Consider the following 14,247-nt stretch of genomic DNA (forward strand, 5'->3'; position numbering starts at 1 on the left):
TGTGGACAACAATTCGGATTCGGGCAGGATTGCCGCTACGCAGCGTCAATACGGAGCGCCACGCTCCCCCGCATTGCCCACCGGACGGCCGGAGAGCGGTCTCCCGACGCCCTGTCAGGCAGGCGGAAACCGCTTCTCGTTGCGGTCGATCTTCGCGGCCAGCGCGGCCAGCGGGTCGACGTCCAGGACGTCGCAGAGCTGGAGGAGATAGGCCAGCACGTCGGCGACCTCGTCCGTGACCCGGTGCGCGGTGTCGGGGTCCGCCATCACCCGGGACGACTCCTCCGGGGTCAACCACTGGAAGATCTCGACCAGTTCGGACGCCTCCACGCTCAGGGCGGCCACCAGGTTCTTGGGGGTGTGGTACTGCCGCCAGTCGCGGGCGGCGGCGAACTCGGCCAGCCGCCGCTGGAGTCCGGGCACGTCGAGGGGTTCGTCTGTCACGCGTCCAGGTGTACCACCGTGATCGTCTCCGCTCCGCCGGCCCAGGAGGCGTCGCTCACCGCGCCGACGAACCGGAGGTGGCCGCGTTCGCCCATCAGGACGGCCGTGCGCAGGAGTTCGGCGCGCTGGCCCGGGTCGAGGCTGCGGTCGAAGCCGTCGGCGAGGACGGTGAGGCCGCGCATGGCGTCGGGGACCTCGCCGGGTGCGTCGACCGCCAGGACGCCGGGGCCGGTGAAGAGGACCAGGGCGAGGGCGAGGTAGCGCAGTTCGCCGTCGCCGAGCCGCTCCAGCTCGGTGCGGTGGCCGTCGCCGCGGTCGAGGAGCGCGCGTACCGTGCCGTCGCCGAGCGGTTCGGCGAGCACGTCGGCGACGGGGCCGGCGCAGCCGGTGCGTACCGCTTCGACGAGCAGGCCGTGCCGGCGGCCGCATTCGAAGCGGGTGCGCCACAGGACGTCCGCGAGGTTGTCGCAGCCGCGCAGCAGCCGGCCGGAGCCGGTGCGGACGGGTGTGCGCATGCGCTCGGGCCGCGGATCGCAGGGGAACACCGACCGCAGGGCGACGACCATCTGCTCGGCGGCGGCGAGGACCTGCCGCTGGCCGTCCGTCTTCCCTGCGACGCGCAGCGGCAGCAGGGCGGTGCCGAGGCGGTCGTCGGGCAGCGGGGCCCGGGTCACCGGCGCGGTGCCCGCGGTGTGCCAGGCGGCCTGCACGGCCGGCCGGCTCGGGTCGCGCAGCGCGGTCTCCAGGAGCACGAGCCCGTCCGCGGTCAGCCGCTCGCCGACGATGCGCAGTTCGGGTTCGGCCTGCACGGCGACGTCGAGCCGCACCGGCCCCTGGGCGCCGTCGGCCGTACACCCGATGCGGAACCCGCGCCGCCGCTGTGCGTCGGGCCTGGCCCGCTCCGGCACCAGCGCGCCCGGGTCCGGGAACACGTCGGCGAGCGCGGCCCCGCCCCCGAGCCGCGCCAGCGCCTCGTAGGCCGCGAGCACCGCGCTCTTCCCGCTCCCGCTGGGCCCGGCGAGCAACGTGACCTGCCCGACGGGAAAGCGCGCACCGCGGTGCCGGGCGAAGGCGGAGAGCCGCAGCTCGGTGACGCGGGGGCGGGGGTCGCGGCGGGGGGCGGGGACGGGGGGTACGGGCACGGACGGCAAGGGCGCGCCCGGACGGCCCGAGCGGGCGCGCGGAACCTGCTCCGCGGAGCGATCGGATCCTGCGGACGGGGCGGAGGAGGCGGCCATATGCGGACCGTAGGACTCCGCGGAACAGCCGAACCGTTCCGCCCGCCCGCTCTTCCTTCTATCGGGGGACGTCCGGCCGTCCCGCGGGGCGGCACGGCTTCTGCTCCGGGACGCCCAGCCTCTGCTCCGGACGGCCCGGCTTCTGCTCCGGACGGCCCCTCAGCCTCCCGAGACCCCCGCCCCCTCCATCAGCCCGGCGACCTCCGTGCCGGGCGGGGTGAGGAGGAAGACGTTGCGGTCGACCCGGTGCATTCCGCTGGCGAGGCCGAAGACCACGCCCGTGCTGAAGTCGAGGACGCGCTTGGCGACCTCGGTCTCCGCGCCGGTCAGGTCGAGCAGGACCGGTATGCCGGCCATCAGCGTCTCGGCGACGTCGCGGGCGTCGGCGAAGACATTGACCCGCAGGACGACGAAACGGCGGCGCGTCTCGGTCTCCGCGTCGGGCAGGGCGCGGTGGCCCACCGCCGACGGCCAGGCGTCGCGGCCCCGCAGCGGCACGACCTGGGCGAGCCCCTCCCACTGTTCATCGGTGACGTCGTAACGGCTCACCGGCTCCCCCCGACCTGACTCTCACTTGATGCCTGCACCAGCCAATTCTTACGCCAAGTCACCCGTTCGGCCCAACAGCGACACGAAGCGCGAGTGTTTCCGGACGCCCACGCACGAAAGAAGCGACCTTTTCACTTTTCATGCGATTGCCGCGCATTGGTGGCCTCTTACCGCCCTCACACCGGACTCTTCTCCTCCTGTGACGCCCCGCTCACCGCCCGCGATTACCGTCCGGTTCGTGCACTTGGCAGAAACACAACAGGTGACACCCGACCGGCGGACGCAGTCGGCGGTGTCCGCCGCTCCGGGCGATGCCGGAGCCCCCCTCCCCTGGCACCGCGTCCTGACCCTCCTCGCCGACGTCGGGCTGTTCATCGGCACCCGGTCGGTGTGGACGCAGGCAGCGACCCACCACCTGGTGCTGGCGGCCCTGATCTCCGTCTGCTACGTCTCGATCCTGGTGTCCGGCGTACTGACACTGACCGTCCGCAGCACCCGGTCACTGGCCCGCCTCGACCTGGTGGTCCTGGTCACGGCGGTGACGCTCGCGCTGTGTGCCTGGGCCCTGAACCACAACGGCGGCGACGAGGGCGCCCTCACCACCCAGGCCGCCAGGGAGCTGCTCGCCGGCCGCCCCGTCTACGGGCAGGCCTGGCCGTGGCTGTTCCACAACACGGGCATCGCCCTCACGCCGACGATAGGCGGCGGCTACGACTACACGTACGGCTATCCCCCGCTGGCGCCGCTGCTGACCGTCCCGCTGCTGTGGCTCGGCCACCACGGCGCCCCGGCGACGGCGGTGTGCGCGGGCGCCCTGATCGCCGGCACCGTCGTGCTGTGGCGGATGCTCCCGGTGCCGTGGCGGTCGGCGGCGACGCTGTCCTGCCTGGGCTTCGGCTTCCTGTCGACGTACGCCCGGGTCGGCTACCCGGCGGTGATCGCCCTGGCGCTGCTGATCCCGGTGGTGGTGCGCTGGCCGCGGATCGGGCAGGGCGGCCGCCTCGGCGCGGCCGGGATCGCGCGGGCCGCGTGCCTCGGGGCCGCGTGTGCGGCGCAGCAACTGCCGTGGTTCGTCACGCCGTTCCTGCTGGCCGGGATCTACGCGGTGCGGCGCGGGGAGCTCGGCGGCCGGGCCGCCGCCGCGGTGGTCCTGCGGATCGTCGGCGTGGCCGTCACGGCGTGGCTGCTGATCAACACGTACTTCATCGTGTCCGAGCCCGGCCGCTGGCTCGACGGGATCGCGCTGCCGCTGACCCAGGGCGCCGTGGTGCACGGCCAGGGCCTGGTGGACATCACGCTGTACTACACGAACGGCAGCGACCGCATCGACTGGTACTCGCACGCGAGCATGCTCCTCGCGGCGGCCCTGCTCGCCGTGTTCGTGCTGTTCGTGCGGCGGCTGGGTCCGGCCGCGACCGTGCTGCCGTGGCTCGCCTTCTTCCTGGCGACCCGCTCCCAGGACGGCTACTACCTGCTGATGACCCCGCTGTGGCTGGCGGCCGCCGTCACCGCTCCGCTCTCGGAGTTCGAGCGCGCCTGGCAGCCGCGCCCGGCCCTGCTGACCGGGCCCCGCCGCCGCCCCGCCCTGATCGCCACGGTGGTTCTGCTGCTCGCACCGGCGCTGGCGAGCGCGGCGCTCGCGGTGTCCGGCAGACCGCCGCTGCGGATGGAGATCACCGCGCTGCGGCGCGCCGCGCACCAGGCCTCGGTGGTCAGGGCGATGACACTGCGGGTGGTCAACACGGGGAGCGTCCCGCTCACCCCGCACTACACGCTCACCACCGGCCAGGGCATGAGCATGTACTGGCTGCGGGTGCGGGGTCCGGCGACGATTCCCGGGCACGGCACGGCGAGTGTCGAACTCAGGCCGGCGAACGGCCGGTTCGGCATCCCCGCCAAGCCGAGCACCCGGATCCGGCTGCGTGCCTTCACGGCGGATCCGCAGACGCTGTCCAGCGAGTACGTGAGGATCAGCCGGACGGTCCGCTAGACGCTCCGCTGGACGTGCCGTGATCTGTCGACTGCGGCACCGTCGTGGCTGGTCGCGCCCACGCGGCGGAGCCGCATAGTGACACAGCCCCGCGCCCCTTCGGGGCGCTCAGGCCGCCGTGCGGGTGAAGCGCAGGGTGGCGGTCACGGTGGTCGGGCCGCCCATCATGCGCATCTGGTTGAACGTGATGCCGAACTCCTCGCGCACCACTATGAACTCCACCTCCAGCGTCAGCCCGTCGGCGTCCGCCGAGACCAGCTTCGCGGTGGCCTGCTGCGGCCTGCTGATGCCCCGGACGGTCAGCTGACCGTCGACGTGCACGGCGTCGCCAGGGCCCCGCTCGGCGCCGCGCACCGCGAAGGTGATCTCCGGGTGGTTCGCGGCGTCGAAGAAGTCGGCCGAGCGCAGATGGTCGTCGCGCTTCTTGTTCTTGGTGTCCAGCGTGGCCGCGTCGATCGTCACGCTGCCGGTGGCGGCGCCGTCGGCGGTGACCTCGCCCCGGCCGCTGACGCCCGCGAAGGCGCCCTTGACGGTGACCAGGCCCCAGAAGGTCTTGTGCCGGACGGAGACGGCGGAGGCGGTCGGGTCGAGCTGCCAGAGGCCGGTTTCCACGGTGACGGTCATGGCCGTGCTCCGATCATTCGATGGTTCAAATTTGGATGACTGCGGTACGGCTGCACGCTAGCTCAATATCCAAATTTGGACAACGGGTAGACTCGATGCCATGGCCGCCTCCCAGGAACACCCCGCAGAGCTGCCCGAATGTCCCTCCCTCACGGGCGGCGGGCTGCTCCCGGCCGAGCTGCGCGCCTGGATGCTGCTGCTGGCCGCGACGGGTGCGGTGGAGCAGCGGCTGCGGTCGGTCGTGAAGGAGACGCTGGACGTCTCGCACGACGAGTTCCTGATCCTGTGCCTGCTGGCCGAACAGCCGCGCGAGGGCCTGCGCATGACCCGGATCGCCGAGCTCCTGGGCCGCCCCAAGACCCGCCTCACCTACCAGATCGCCTGCCTCCAGCACGCCGGTCTCGTCACCCGCAAGGCCGCCTGCGGCGACAAGCGGGGCATCGAGGTCGCCCTCACCGACAAGGCCCGCCGCCAGATCCAGGACGCCTCCGCCGCCCTCGCCGAGACGGTCGGGCAGGCGGTCGGCCACGTCATCGGTCCGCAGCAGCGCGAGGCGCTCTGCGCGCTGATCCCGGAGCTCGCCGACGACACGCCCTGACCGCACGAATCCGGCCACTTCACCCCCGGGAGGCGCAGGTCACAGCCAGGAGGAGGGCAAGGTCACAGCCCTGTCTTCAGGTCGGCTTCAGCGGTCTGCCCTAGCATCCGAGCATGACGGTCCTGCCTGACGACGGGCTCTCACTGGCCGCCGAGTTCCCTGACGCGACGCAAGAGCAGTGGCAACGCCTGGTCGAAGGTGTGCTGCGCAAGTCCGGCAAGGAAGTTTCGGGCGAGGCCGCCGAGGACGCCCTGTCCACGACGCTGGAGGACGGGCTGCGCACCCGTCCCCTGTACACCGCGCGCGACACCGCGCCCGACCCCGGCCTGCCCGGCTTCGCGCCCTATGTGCGCGGCGGCCGTCCGGAGGGCGGCGTCGCGGGCGGCTGGGACGTACGGCAGCGGCATCAGGCGGCTCCCGACGGCGCGGTCCTGACCGACCTGGAGAACGGCGTCACCTCGCTCTGGCTGCTCGTGGGCCGGGGCGGCATCCCGGTGTCCGGCCTCGCCGCCGCGCTCGACGGCGTCTACCTGGACCTGGCCCCGGTGGTCCTGGACGCGGGCCGGGACACCGAGGCGGCGGCGGCCGAACTGCTGCGGCTGTACGACGGGAAGGGCGTCGACCCCGAGGCGGTGCGCGGCAACCTGGGCGCCGACCCGCTGGGGTACGAGGCCCGCACGGGCGAGGCCCTGGACTTCGCCCCCGTCGCCGCGCTCGCCCGGCGCGTGGCCGAGGAGTTCCCGGGCCTGCGCACGCTGACCGTGGACGCGCTGCCGTACCACGAGGCCGGCGGCTCGGCCGCGCAGGAGCTCGGCGCCTCGCTGGCCACCGGCGTGGCCTACCTGCGGGAGCTCACCGAGGCCGGTCTCGGCGTCGAACAGGCCCTCGGGCAGCTGGAGTTCCGGTACGCGGCGACCGCGGACCAGTTCCTGACCATCGCCAAGCTGCGCGCGGCCCGCCGGCTGTGGGCGCGGGTCGCCGAGGTCAGCGGGGCGGCCGACGCGGGCGCCCAGGTGCAGCACGCCGTCACCTCGCCGGTGATGATGAGCCGCCGCGACCCGTGGGTGAACATGCTCCGTACGACGGTCGCGACGCTGGCCGCAGGGGTCGGCGGCGCCGACTCGGTCACGGTGCTGCCGTTCGACCACGCGATCGGCCTGCCGGACGCGTTCGCCCGCAGGATCGCCCGCAACACCTCGACGATCCTCGTGGAGGAGTCGCACCTGGCCCGGGTGATCGACCCGGCCGGCGGCTCCTGGTACGTGGAGCAGCTGACCGACGAACTGGCCCACGCGGGCTGGGAGTTCTTCCGGACGATCGAGCGGGACGGCGGCCAGGCGGCCGTGCTCCGCTCCGGACGCCTGCGCACCGACCTCGCGACCACCTGGGCCGAGCGCTCCAAGAAACTCGCCAAGCGCCGCGAACCCATCACGGGGGTCAGCGAGTTCCCGCTGCTCGCCGAGAAGCCGGTGGTGCGCGAGCCCGCACCCGAGCCGCCGTCCGGCGGTCTCCCGCGCGTCCGCCGCGACGAGGCCTACGAGGAGCTGCGCGCCCGCTCGGACGCCCACCTCGCGGCGACCGGCAGCCGCCCCCGGATCTACCTGGCGACGCTCGGCCCGGCCGCCGCCTACACCGCCCGCGCCACGTTCGCCGCCAACCTCTTCCAGGCCGGCGGCATCGAACCCGTCACCGAGGGCGGCTTCGAGGAGAGCGGCGCCGCCGAGGCGGTGCTCTGCTCCAGCGACGCCCTCTACGCCGAACAGGCCGAGCAGACCGCCGGGTCGCTGAAGGCGGCCGGTGCCCGGCACGTGGTGCTCGCCGGCCGGGGCGACCACATCGGCATCGACTCGTACGTCTTCGCGGGCTGCGACGCCGTGGCCGTGCTGTCCGAGACCCTCGACCGCATGGGAGTGTCCTGATGGGAATCCCCGACTTCTCCGGCATCGAACTGGGTACCCCCGTCACCGAGGGCAGCCCCGAGGAATGGCGGGCGGCCGGCGGTGACCTGCCGCTGTGGGAGACCCCGGAGGGCATCGCGGTCAAGCCGCTCTACACCGGGAGTGACCTGGAGGGCCTGGACTTCCTGGGCACCTACCCGGGCATCGCGCCGTACCTGCGCGGCCCGTACCCGACGATGTACGTCAACCAGCCCTGGACCATCCGGCAGTACGCGGGCTTCTCCACCGCCGAGGAGTCCAACGCGTTCTACCGGCGCAACCTGGCGGCCGGCCAGAAGGGCCTCTCCGTCGCCTTCGACCTGCCCACGCACCGGGGTTACGACAGCGACCACCCGCGGGTGACCGGTGACGTCGGCATGGCGGGTGTCGCGATCGACTCCATCTACGACATGCGGCAGCTGTTCGACGGCATCCCCCTCGACAGGATGACCGTGTCGATGACGATGAACGGCGCGGTGCTGCCGGTGCTGGCGCTGTACATCGTGGCGGCGGAGGAACAGGGCGTACCGCCCGAGAAGCTGGCCGGGACCATCCAGAACGACATCCTCAAGGAGTTCATGGTCCGCAACACCTACATCTATCCGCCGAAGCCGTCGATGCGGATCATCTCCGACATCTTCGCGTACACCTCGCAGCGGATGCCCCGCTACAACTCGATCTCCATCTCCGGCTACCACATCCAGGAGGCGGGCGCGACGGCCGACCTGGAGCTGGCGTACACGCTCGCGGACGGCGTCGAGTACATCCGGGCGGGACGCGAAGCCGGCCTGGACGTGGACGCGTTCGCGCCCCGGCTCTCCTTCTTCTGGGCGATCGGCATGAACTTCTTCATGGAGATCGCAAAGCTCAGGGCGGCCCGTCTGCTCTGGGCCAGGCTGGTCGACCAGTTCGAGCCGAAGAACACCAAGTCCCTCTCCCTGCGCACCCATTCGCAGACCTCGGGCTGGTCGCTGACCGCGCAGGACGTCTTCAACAACGTCACGCGTACGGCCGTGGAGGCGATGGCGGCGACCCAGGGCCACACCCAGTCGCTGCACACCAACGCCCTCGACGAGGCCCTCGCCCTGCCCACCGACTTCTCGGCGCGCATCGCCCGCAACACCCAGCTGCTCATCCAGCAGGAGTCGGGCACCACCCGGGTCATCGACCCGTGGGGCGGCAGCGCCTACGTGGAGCGGCTGACCTACGACCTCGCCCGCAAGGCATGGGCGCACATCCAGGAGGTCGAGGCGGCGGGCGGCATGGCCAAGGCCATCGACGCCGGCATTCCCAAGCTGCGCATCGAGGAGGCGGCGGCCCGCACCCAGGCCCGGATCGACTCCGGGCGGCAGCCGGTGATCGGCGTCAACAAGTACCGGGTCGACAGCGACGAGCAGATCGACGTCCTCAAGGTCGACAACTCCTCAGTCCGCGCCCAGCAGATCGAGAAGCTGCGGCGACTGCGCGCGGAGCGGGACGAGACGGCCTGCCGGGACGCGCTCGACGCGCTGACCCGGGCGGCGGACGGCGAGGGCAACCTGCTGGAGCTGGCGGTGAACGCGGCCCGTGCCAAGGCGACCGTCGGCGAGATCTCGGACGCCCTGGAGAAGGTGTACGGCCGGCACGCGAGCCAGATCCGTACGATCTCCGGTGTGTACCGCAACGAAGCAGGCGAGTCCCCGACCGTGGACCGCACCCGGGCCCTGGTCGACGCCTTCGACGAGGCCGAGGGGCGCCGCCCTCGCATCCTCGTGGCCAAGATGGGCCAGGACGGCCACGACCGCGGCCAGAAGGTCATCGCGACCGCCTTCGCCGACCTCGGCTTCGACGTCGACGTCGGCCCGCTGTTCCAGACCCCGGAGGAAGTCGCCCGCCAGGCGGTGGAGGCGGACGTGCACGTGGTCGGCGTCTCCTCGCTGGCGGCCGGCCACCTCACCCTCGTACCGGCGCTGCGCGAGCAGCTCGCCGCGGAGGGCCGGGCGGACATCATGATCGTGGTCGGCGGGGTCATCCCGCCGCAGGACGTGCCGACCCTCCTGGAGATGGGCGCCACGGCCGTGTTCCCGCCCGGGACGGTGATTCCGGACGCGGCCTACGACCTGGTCGAGCGGCTGTCGGCGGAACTCGGGCACGACCTGTGATCGATGTCGACGCCTATGTGAAGGGTGTGCTCGACGGGAAGCGCGCGGTCATCGCCCGCGCCATCACCCTCGTCGAGTCCACCCGTCCCGGGCACCGGGCGTTGGCACAGGAGTTGCTCACCGAGCTGCTCCCGCACAGCGGCCGGGCGCGGCGGATCGGCATCAGCGGGGTGCCGGGCGTCGGCAAGTCGACGTTCATCGACGCGTTCGGCACGCTGCTGACGGGCCTCGGGCACCGGGTGGCGGTCCTTGCCGTGGACCCGTCGTCCACGCGGACGGGCGGCTCCATCCTGGGCGACAAGACGCGGATGGAGCGGCTGGCGGTCGACCCGAACGCCTTCGTCCGCCCCTCCCCCAGCGCCGGCACACTCGGCGGAGTCGCCAAGGCGACCCGGGAGTCCATGGTGGTCATGGAGGCGGCCGGGTACGACGTGATCCTGGTCGAGACGGTCGGCGTCGGGCAGTCCGAGACCGCGGTCGCCGACATGGTCGACTCCTTCCTGCTGCTCAGCCTGGCCCGCACCGGCGACCAGCTCCAGGGCATCAAGAAGGGCGTCCTGGAACTCGCCGACGTGATCGCCGTCAACAAGGCGGACGGCCCGCACGAGCGCGACGCCCGGTCCGCGGCACGGGAGTTGGCGGGCGCGCTGCGCCTGATGCACGGCAAGGACGCCTTCTGGACTCCCCCGGTGCTCAGCTGCAGCGCCCGGGAGTCGACCGGCCTGGAACTGGTCTGGGAGCGCCTTGAGCAGCACCGGACGCTGCTCGACTCCACCGGGCGGCTCGCCGAGAAGCGCCGCGAACAGCAGGTCGGCTGGACCTGGTCGATGGTCCGCGACGACCTGCTCGGCCGGCTCGCCGCCCATCCGGCGGTGCGCGCGGCCGCCCCCGGCCTCGAACAGGAGGTCAGGGACGGCACGTTGACGGCGACACTGGCCGCCGAGCGCATTCTGCGCGCGTTCGGGGAAACCCCGGACGGCGGCCCTCAGGCCAGCTGATCCCGGAGCGCCTCGCGGGCCCGGGCCACGCGGGAGCGGACCGTGCCGACGGGGCAGTCACTGACCTCGGCAGCCTCCGCGTACGGCAGTCCGACGAGTTGCGTCAGGACGAACGCCTCGCGCCGCTCCTCGGGCAGCGACTCCAGGAGGTCGAGGAGCGCCACGCCGTCGTCGAACCCGGGCAGCCCGTACGGCTGGGCCCGCTCGACGGCCTGCTGCCAGTCGGGGACGTCCGCCGGGCGGGGCCGGGCGGCGGCGTACCGATGGCTGTCCACGACGGCCCGGCGGGCGATCGACAGCAGCCAGGAACGGGCCGAGCCATGGCCTTCAAAACGGTGCAGGCTGCCCAGCGCACGCAGGAACGTGTCCTGCGCGAGGTCGTCGACCGCCTGCGGGTCGGCGCAGAGATGGGCGACGTACCGGAGGACGTCGCGGTGCAGAGCCCGTACGAACGCGTCCACGGCGGCCGTGTCCCCGGACCGGGCGGCGAGAGCCCAGGCCGTGATCGACGCGTCGCGTTTCTCGTCCGGCGCAGGGCGTGCGGGCAGGACGGAAGTGATCACTCGGTGTCCTTGTGAGAAAGGTGAGCGGGGGAGACGGCCCTACGGCGCCTGCTTCGGCGCGGTGCTGAAGCGGGCGTACGGCCGCCGTGTTCGTCCGGGGGCGCGCGTGGGCGGCCCCGGAACACCAGCTGTCGTCAGGCGACAGCCGTCCGCACCGGCGGACCCCGGGAAGTGATCGCGTGGACGAGGAGAAGCAGCCGCGGCGCCCGGTCCGAACGGCGGCGGTGCAGCCGGGGGCGCGGGCGCTCGGGGGTGGCCGGCAGCGCCAGCAGCAGCCGGAGCGGTGCGACGAGCCGGCCGGCAACGGCCCGGACGATCCGGAACGCGGCGCGTTCGCCGTGGCCGAGCCAGAGGCCGCACAGCAGCGCGGCGAGGAGGTGGGCGGCGAACATGCCGGTGGAGGCGGTGCCGCCGGTGCCGAAGCCCAGGTATTCGACGGGGTCGGTGTGGGCGGAGCCCATGTGCATCGACCCCATGTTCATGGCCGCCATGTCCCCGGCCATGTCCATATGCACGGACCCCATGGGGGCGGTCTGCGTGGTCCACACCTGAGCCGCGGAGAAGCCGGAGTGCAGTGCTGTCTGGGCGCCGACCGCGGCGGACACGACCAGCGGCAGCCCGCGTTCGCGGCCGGACAGGGCCCAGCCGAGGGCGCCGGTGAGCGCCAGGGCGGCGGCCAGCGTCCAGCCGGGCACTCGGTTCCCGGACATCATGACGTGGCCGAGGGCGGCGAGCAGCACGCAGACGGCCGCGAACACCGCGGACCGTACCGTGCGCGCACACCACCCTGCCGTCATGGCGCATCATCCTCGCATCCGGTCCGGTCCTGTCGGGGAGTGGTACGGCGATCCACAGCCAGTGCGCTCAACTCACAGGCGGGGTGGGGAGTTTCACAGCGGCCGGGTGCCGGGTGCGGGCCGGTGGGGGCGGGCCGCGCAGTTCCCCGCGCCCCTGAAAACTCAACTGCGGGCAGGCGTGCCGCAGGGCGGCACGGGTGGGCGCTGGGGGTCCCCCCGGCCGAAGGCTGGGGGAGGCACCCTGCCAGCGCCGGTAAGCGTCCGCACCCCCCGGCCCCAACCCGCGTCAGCCCTTCGCCCACGGCCCCTCCGGCACCGCCGTTCGTACCCGAGCCCGCGTCACGTCCACCACGATCGTGCGGTCGTCGTCCAGGTCCTCCCTGACCCGGCGCAGCCGTCCCGTCCCGTCGATCCAGTACCTCAGGGGTGAGTCGGCGGCGGAGAAGACGTCGTACCGCCGGCCGTCGATCCGGTCCGTCCCCAGACGGCGTCGGCCCGACCGGGCGATCCGCCGCGCGTCGTCCGGGCGGTCGGCGGCCAGCGACAGCGTCAGCCGCAGCGCCGTGTCCAGCGAGGCCGGCCCGTACCGGCGGCGGATCCACGCCGTCGGCCTCAGCCGCGCGGCGTCCCGTACCGCCTCCGCCGTCGACGCCGGTCTCGCCAGCGGGCCCGCGCTGCCGTCGGTCTTCGGACGGGCGACCGCCAGCCCGGCGCCGTCCCACGCCAGCAGCCCCCGCTCCGCCGCGTCCCCCGTGTCGAACCAGCCCACCGCCCGGTGCCGGTGCTCGTCGACCACCGCACGGACCACGGCCGTACCGCCGGGCAGCGGCGCCCGTACCGTCACCTCGGCCGGGCTGTCCCGGTACACGCGGACCGGGGTGAGGGCCAGGCGTCGGGCCTCGTCGGCCGAGAGGGGGCGGGGACCGTCGCCGCCCGCGACGAGGAACGGCAGCGCCCCGCACGTTCCCGTCGCGGCGGCGAGGGCCGCCCAGGTCCAGGGGGATCGCAGCCGTGCTCGTACCCGCGCCGGTGTCATCCGCATGGCACGTACCTACACGCGGACGGGCCGCGCCCGGTCGACACCAGTGCGCGGCCCGCTCGGCATCACCCTTGCGGGGTGCGCCGTTTGCCCCACGGGGCAGCCGACCGAGTCGGCCGCGTCCCGCTCGGGGTACGCGTCGGCGTCGCCGGTCAGTCGGTGACGTTGCGGACGGCCTCGCGGATCAGGTCCGCGACCTTCTTCGGGTGCGCGAGCATGACCAGGTGGGAGGAGTCGACCTCGACCGTGGTCATGCCGGCGCGCTCGTAGCCGTAGCGCTCGACGTCGGGGTTGATGGTGCGGTCCGAGGACGACACCAGGCCCCAGGACGGCTTGGTCCGCCAGGCCGCGACCGGGGCCGCCTCGGCGAAGGCCGCGCCGGCCAGCGGGCGCTGGGAGACGGCGAGCACCCGGGCGAGGTCCGGGTCCACGTCGTGGGCGAAGATCGCGGGGAACCGGTCGGTCTCGACGGTGACGTCGGTGCCGGGCTCGTCCGAGCCCTCGACCGGGAACGGCGTGTACACCAGGGCCGAGGCGAGCTCGGAGTCCGGGAACCGGCCCTGCAGCTCGCCGAGGCTCTCGCCCTCCTCCAGGGCGTAGCCGGCCAGGTAGACCAGGGCCTGCACGTTCTCCTCGGCGCCCGCGACAGTGATGACGGCACCGCCGTAGGAGTGGCCCACCAGGACGACGGGGCCTGGAATCGCCCGGACCACCGAGGCGATGTAGGCGGAGTCGCCGGTGAGGCTGCGGTTGGGCACGGCCGGGACGAGCACCTTCAGGCCGTCGGCCAGCAGTTCGGGGACGACCCGGGCGAAGCTGGACGCGTCGGCGAAGGCACCGTGCACGAGGACGACGGTGGGTGTGGAGTCGGTCATGGGAGTTCCTTGTGGTGCGGTGCGAAGTCTGGGCGGGCGGCTAGCGCGGGTCGACGCCGATGTCGGTGTCGATGTCGTAGGCGGCTTCCGCGTGGTCGGGCGCCGGATGCGCGATGTCGGTCCCCAGGTCGAAGGCCGCCGTCTCGATGGCCTCCTCCAGTTCCGCTTCCTCGCGCTCCGCCTTGGCCCGGCGGTGGTGCTCGGTCAGCTGGTCCTTGAGGTGCCTCAGGCGCGGGTGGCCGTCGTGGGCGGACGGCTCCGACGGCACGGACGGCTCCGACGGCGGTTGTGACGACGGTGCCGGCGATGGTTCCGGCGGCTCGTTCATGGTCACACCGGCTCCCGGATCAGCCGGTGTACAGGGCCGCGTGCAGGGTGCGCACGGCCAGGGTGATGGCGGCTTGGGCGGCGTGGGTTTCGCGCAGGGCGTTGAGCATGACGAAGTCGTGGATGA

The 14,247-nt window shown here is 73.1% G+C and carries 14 protein-coding genes and 1 pseudogene; 5 read left to right on the forward strand and 10 right to left on the reverse strand.

Annotated elements, in window-relative coordinates; all coding sequences use genetic code 11:
• Positions 1 to 114: 114 nt before the first annotated feature.
• The 3 genes from ABZ887_RS43580 to ABZ887_RS43590 form a co-directional block, all read right to left on the reverse strand.
• Positions 115 to 444 carry a nucleotide pyrophosphohydrolase gene (locus ABZ887_RS43580; protein ID WP_361303377.1) on the reverse strand — a complete coding sequence of 110 codons (330 nt, stop codon included), beginning with the start codon at positions 442 to 444 and terminating at the stop codon, positions 115 to 117.
• Entirely contained in the window at positions 441 to 1,586 is a 1,146-nt protein-coding gene (locus tag ABZ887_RS43585; protein ID WP_361303380.1) for an ATP-binding protein, read from the reverse strand. The genes ABZ887_RS43580 and ABZ887_RS43585 overlap by 4 nt, the downstream gene beginning before the upstream one ends.
• Positions 1,587 to 1,841: 255 nt before the next feature.
• On the reverse strand, positions 1,842 to 2,231 hold the full coding sequence (locus ABZ887_RS43590; protein ID WP_361303383.1) for a cell division protein SepF: 390 nt from the start codon (positions 2,229 to 2,231) through the stop codon (positions 1,842 to 1,844).
• Between the two features lie 292 nt (positions 2,232 to 2,523).
• Between ABZ887_RS43590 and ABZ887_RS43595 the strand changes: the two genes are divergently transcribed.
• Positions 2,524 to 4,221, forward strand: a complete 1,698-nt coding sequence (locus tag ABZ887_RS43595; protein WP_361303428.1) for a hypothetical protein — start codon at positions 2,524 to 2,526, stop codon at positions 4,219 to 4,221.
• A 108-nt stretch (positions 4,222 to 4,329) separates the two neighbouring features.
• Here ABZ887_RS43595 and ABZ887_RS43600 read toward each other — a convergent pair whose 3' ends face one another.
• Complete coding sequence (locus ABZ887_RS43600; RefSeq protein WP_361303386.1) at positions 4,330 to 4,845, reverse strand: YceI family protein; 516 nt, start codon at positions 4,843 to 4,845, stop codon at positions 4,330 to 4,332.
• Positions 4,846 to 4,945: 100 nt separating this feature from the next.
• Here ABZ887_RS43600 and ABZ887_RS43605 point away from each other — a divergent pair, with 100 nt between their 5' ends.
• The 4 genes from ABZ887_RS43605 (at position 4,946) to meaB (ending at position 10,519) form a co-directional block, all read left to right on the forward strand.
• Positions 4,946 to 5,443, forward strand: coding sequence for a MarR family transcriptional regulator (locus ABZ887_RS43605; RefSeq protein ID WP_361303389.1), 498 nt, complete (start codon positions 4,946 to 4,948; stop codon positions 5,441 to 5,443).
• A 113-nt stretch (positions 5,444 to 5,556) separates the two neighbouring features.
• Positions 5,557 to 7,362, forward strand: a complete 1,806-nt coding sequence (locus ABZ887_RS43610; protein ID WP_361303392.1) for a methylmalonyl-CoA mutase family protein — start codon at positions 5,557 to 5,559, stop codon at positions 7,360 to 7,362.
• Complete coding sequence (scpA, locus tag ABZ887_RS43615) at positions 7,362 to 9,521, forward strand: methylmalonyl-CoA mutase (RefSeq protein ID WP_361303395.1); 2,160 nt, start codon at positions 7,362 to 7,364, stop codon at positions 9,519 to 9,521. The genes ABZ887_RS43610 and scpA overlap by 1 nt, the downstream gene beginning before the upstream one ends.
• Positions 9,518 to 10,519 (forward strand): methylmalonyl Co-A mutase-associated GTPase MeaB, encoded by a 1,002-nt coding sequence (gene meaB / locus ABZ887_RS43620; protein WP_361303398.1) that lies wholly within the window; start codon positions 9,518 to 9,520, stop codon positions 10,517 to 10,519. The genes scpA and meaB overlap by 4 nt, the downstream gene beginning before the upstream one ends.
• On the opposite strand, the gene ABZ887_RS43625 is transcribed toward meaB, so the two are convergent.
• From ABZ887_RS43625 to ABZ887_RS43650, 6 genes and pseudogenes are all read right to left on the reverse strand, one after another.
• Positions 10,507 to 11,082, reverse strand: coding sequence for a sigma-70 family RNA polymerase sigma factor (locus ABZ887_RS43625; RefSeq protein ID WP_361303401.1), 576 nt, complete (start codon positions 11,080 to 11,082; stop codon positions 10,507 to 10,509). The two genes, meaB and ABZ887_RS43625, sit on opposite strands and share 13 nt — an antisense overlap.
• A gap of 134 nt (positions 11,083 to 11,216) precedes the next feature.
• Positions 11,217 to 11,879, reverse strand: a complete 663-nt coding sequence (locus ABZ887_RS43630; protein WP_361303404.1) for a hypothetical protein — start codon at positions 11,877 to 11,879, stop codon at positions 11,217 to 11,219.
• A 286-nt stretch (positions 11,880 to 12,165) separates the two neighbouring features.
• A complete protein-coding gene (locus ABZ887_RS43635) occupies positions 12,166 to 12,921 on the reverse strand; it encodes a hypothetical protein (protein ID WP_361303407.1) in 756 nt (251 codons plus the stop codon).
• A 149-nt stretch (positions 12,922 to 13,070) separates the two neighbouring features.
• Positions 13,071 to 13,793, reverse strand: a complete 723-nt coding sequence (locus ABZ887_RS43640; RefSeq protein WP_361303410.1) for an alpha/beta hydrolase — start codon at positions 13,791 to 13,793, stop codon at positions 13,071 to 13,073.
• A 40-nt stretch (positions 13,794 to 13,833) separates the two neighbouring features.
• Positions 13,834 to 14,061: a hypothetical protein gene (locus tag ABZ887_RS43645; RefSeq protein ID WP_361303413.1), complete on the reverse strand. Its 228-nt coding sequence runs from the start codon at positions 14,059 to 14,061 to the stop codon at positions 13,834 to 13,836.
• A gap of 79 nt (positions 14,062 to 14,140) precedes the next feature.
• Positions 14,141 to 14,247, reverse strand: a pseudogene (locus ABZ887_RS43650) (esterase); the annotation flags it as partial.

It is taken from the genome of Streptomyces sp. NPDC047061 (assembly GCF_040643955.1).
In the GTDB taxonomy this organism is placed as follows: domain Bacteria; phylum Actinomycetota; class Actinomycetes; order Streptomycetales; family Streptomycetaceae; genus Streptomyces.

Excerpts from the sequence above, each read along its gene's own strand:
- ABZ887_RS43600 (WP_361303386.1), bottom strand. The coding sequence starts at position 4,845 with ATGACCGTCACCGTGGAAACCGGCCTCTGGCAGCTCGACCCGACCGCC.
- ABZ887_RS43605 (WP_361303389.1), top strand. The coding sequence starts at position 4,946 with ATGGCCGCCTCCCAGGAACACCCCGCAGAGCTGCCCGAATGTCCCTCC.
- ABZ887_RS43610 (WP_361303392.1), top strand. The coding sequence starts at position 5,557 with ATGACGGTCCTGCCTGACGACGGGCTCTCACTGGCCGCCGAGTTCCCT.
- scpA (WP_361303395.1), top strand. The coding sequence starts at position 7,362 with ATGGGAATCCCCGACTTCTCCGGCATCGAACTGGGTACCCCCGTCACC.
- ABZ887_RS43630 (WP_361303404.1), bottom strand. The coding sequence starts at position 11,879 with ATGACGGCAGGGTGGTGTGCGCGCACGGTACGGTCCGCGGTGTTCGCG.
- ABZ887_RS43635 (WP_361303407.1), bottom strand. The coding sequence starts at position 12,921 with ATGCGGATGACACCGGCGCGGGTACGAGCACGGCTGCGATCCCCCTGG.
- ABZ887_RS43640 (WP_361303410.1), bottom strand. The coding sequence starts at position 13,793 with ATGACCGACTCCACACCCACCGTCGTCCTCGTGCACGGTGCCTTCGCC.